This window comes from Thiofilum flexile DSM 14609 (genome assembly GCF_000380185.1).
GTDB classification, from domain to species: domain Bacteria; phylum Pseudomonadota; class Gammaproteobacteria; order Thiotrichales; family Thiotrichaceae; genus Thiofilum; species Thiofilum flexile.
In genome coordinates, this window is sequence record NZ_KB904801.1 from 1 (window position 1) to 3,144 (window position 3,144).

The following is a 3,144-nucleotide window of genomic DNA, read 5'->3' on the forward strand; positions in this document are numbered from 1 at the left end:
TTGAGAAAAAGTAACTCGAAGCGGCCGATTCCGGCCTATGTCACCTATTGGCGACAGCTCAAACGTAAGGTAGTGGAGACCACCGGAAGCTTGCTTGAGCAGCTCATGCCCAAGCATATTCATACCGTCACGGCTGATGGATTTCAGATTAAGCTGATGGGCTTTTTGTTGGCCTTGAGCCTAAAATTATTACTCTCATGATTGGACGCAACTTGGGTTACTTAATCACCCAGCCTTTTGTTGATCCGAACCGGATTGGTGCGATGGGTATTTGCGCTGGTGGTGGGTACAGTATCAATGCTGCCATTAATGACAAACGCATTAAAGCGGTTGCTACGGTGAGTGCGGTCAATATTGGAGCCATGCTGCGTTATGGTTGGTTAGGTGATCAAGATCCTAAAAATTCCATACCTTTTCTAGCAGCGGGTGCTCAAGCACGTTCGGCTGAAGCGAAAGGTGAAGCGGTTGTGACTTTCCCACTCGCCCCTTGTCATAAAGAAGATACCCCGTATGTCGATCTGCAAGAAGCATGGGAGTATTACCATACCTCACGCGCTGAGTTCCCTACCTCCCCCGGATTTGGTGCGAGCCGGAGCTTAACCCAGATTGTGACCTATGATGCCTTCAATCTGGCAGAGACCTTCTTAGATCAACCTTTATTAGTCGTGGTAGGCAGTATTGCTCAATCGCGTTGGATGAGTGACGACCTCATGAAACGGGCGGGTAGTGCTGATAAACAGCTTTATATTGTGGAAGGTTCTAACCATATGAAACTGTATGATATTCCACAATATGTCGATCAGGCTGCTACGCAATTAGTCGCGTTCTTTAAGAAAAACTTAGTTGCCTAACTATCAGGATTCAGCTCTGAGTCTTTTCAGAGCTGTACCCCACTAAACACAGGGAGGAATTATTGAATGGAAAATCAAGTCAATTTAGCAGGCATGGAGCGACAGCCCACCAAAACAGCACGCCTGCCCAAGGAAAGTTTAGAAAAAGCAGTTGATCAATTAAACCGTATTTCAGCCGAAGACTACGCCAAAATCATGGGTATGGTGAATGTATGCAAACGTGAATGGCGCAGCATACTGCATAAAACCCCTGATGATTATGAAATGAAAGGCTGGGAAGATATTTATTTTCCAGCAGACGATGGTGTGCCTCTAAATGGCTGGTATATCCCTGCTAAAGGTGGCGAGAGCGATAAGCTAGTTATTTTTAATCATGCGCTCCCTATGAGTCGTGCCGGATTCCAAGGGCATCAGGGTAAACCGTGGAGCGATTACGAAGCCGTCGAAATCGATTTTGTTATCCAAATGAAGCACCTGACCGATGCTGGCTATAATGTGCTGGCCTATGATATTCGTAATCACGGACAAAGTGGTGAAGCGAATAATGGGGTGTGTGGTATTGGTCTATTGGAGTGGCGTGATTGTGTTGGGGTAAAAAAGTATGTAGATAATCACCCACGCCTTAGCAAAATGAAAGTGGCGCTTTATAGTCAGTGCATGGGCGGCTGCTCACAATATGTAGCGATTGATAAACGCCCTGATTTATTTGCTAATGTTGCGTGTATGTGTAGCCCCTTAGTACCTTCTATGCGCTCTATTTATCAAGCCTTTTCTGAGTTATTAGGAGTCTCTGATTATTTGGATTTATTAGATTTTGAACTAGTGAAAGTCGGTGGCTTCACTCGTGACGAAATGGATCCAAAACGCTATACCAAAAACATCAAAATGCCCCTATTGATGTGGCAGGTAAAAGACGACGCGTGGGTACAAAACCCCGGCGATGCACAAGCCACCTTTGACACCATTCCTAGCAAAGATAAAGAGTTATTCTGGATTGAAGGGACAACGCATCGCTTCAGAGACGGTTATAACTATTTTGGTAGACAACCAGAGCGGGTTATTGCCTTTCTGGATAAATACATGAAGTAATCCGTATAGCTATGCGCTGGAGCCTTATTCCGGCGCAGGCTCAATCGATTTAGTGATCTAAACCTTATACTCCCATACCTCAAACCCAATGAAGTGATACTGATGAAACCCACTCGTGTTTTAATTTTGGGCGCTAATGGCGCGATTGCTCAGCATGTGATTCAAATGCTGCAAGATCAACCTGAGATACAGCTAACCTTATTTCTGAGAAGTGCTAACTCATTGCCTGCTACGCCACATAAAAATACAACGGTTGTGATAGGCGATGTACTCAATCCAGCACAACTCAATGCCGCTATTAGAGGACAAGATATAGTCTATGCCAACCTTGCCGGTAGTGTAGATAAAATGGCGCAGCAGATTGTGGAGAGTATGCAAGCCAATCAAGTCAAACGTCTGATTTTCATTACTAGCTTAGGCATTTATCACGAAATTCCGGGCAAATTTGGCGAGTGGAATCAGGCCATGATTGGGGAAGATCTAGTGCGCTACCGTCATGCGGCGGATATTATCGAAGCCTCACCGCTTGATTACACCGTAGTTCGCCCCTCTTGGCTCACCGATAACGATGAAGTCGCTTATGAAACCACGCAAAAAGGCCAGCCTTTTATCGGTACAGAAGTGGCTAGAAAAGCCGTCGCTGCCTATATCACTGACCTAATCGAGCACCCTGAAAAGGATGTGAAAGCAAGTGTAGGGGTTAATAAACCGGGCGTATATGGCGATAAGCCGTCCTTTTATTGAGAGACGGTCTTGCAGATGCAGCATTTTAGCTCTATTGAAGCGTTTCATCAGTACATGCAATGGTCACCGCCAGAACATCCCCTATTAAGTCTGATTTCACTAGCGAACCTACCCTCACAACATATTAGTAGCACACCGCCTATTACCAATGATTTTTACATTATTGGCTTAAAATATGTATTGGCGGGTAAAATGACCTATGGACGCACTCCCATTGATTTTTCACAAGGCACCCTCTTGTTTTATGGGCCGCGTCAAATGATCCAATGGGTAGAGATGGTGATTGACAAAAAAGGTTTTATTATCAGCGTACACGAGGGCTATTTAAGAGGGCACCCTATTGCAGATAGAATTAAAACCTATAATGATCTACCCCACCAAAAATGGACAGACTAAGACGCGAGGGAGTGATAAAAATCCGCTTCACATTGTATCGGGCTTCGATACTGATTAGCCGAGT

The 3,144-nt window shown here is 45.0% G+C and carries 4 protein-coding genes and 1 pseudogene; all 5 read left to right on the plus strand.

Annotated features, from left to right (window positions below; translation table 11 throughout):
* Positions 1-201 (plus strand): annotated as a pseudogene (locus A3IK_RS19725) (hypothetical protein); the annotation flags it as partial.
* Between the two features lie 11 nt (positions 202-212).
* Complete coding sequence (locus tag A3IK_RS19730) at positions 213-851, plus strand: alpha/beta hydrolase (RefSeq protein ID WP_162596673.1); 639 nt, start codon at positions 213-215, stop codon at positions 849-851.
* Between the two features lie 66 nt (positions 852-917).
* Complete coding sequence (locus A3IK_RS0115160; RefSeq protein ID WP_020560831.1) at positions 918-1,940, plus strand: alpha/beta hydrolase family protein; 1,023 nt, start codon at positions 918-920, stop codon at positions 1,938-1,940.
* A gap of 102 nt (positions 1,941-2,042) precedes the next feature.
* On the plus strand, positions 2,043-2,684 hold the full coding sequence (locus A3IK_RS0115165; protein ID WP_020560832.1) for an SDR family oxidoreductase: 642 nt from the start codon (positions 2,043-2,045) through the stop codon (positions 2,682-2,684).
* A 15-nt stretch (positions 2,685-2,699) separates the two neighbouring features.
* Positions 2,700-3,080, plus strand: coding sequence for a hypothetical protein (locus tag A3IK_RS0115170; RefSeq protein ID WP_020560833.1), 381 nt, complete (start codon positions 2,700-2,702; stop codon positions 3,078-3,080).
* Positions 3,081-3,144 lie beyond the last annotated feature (64 nt).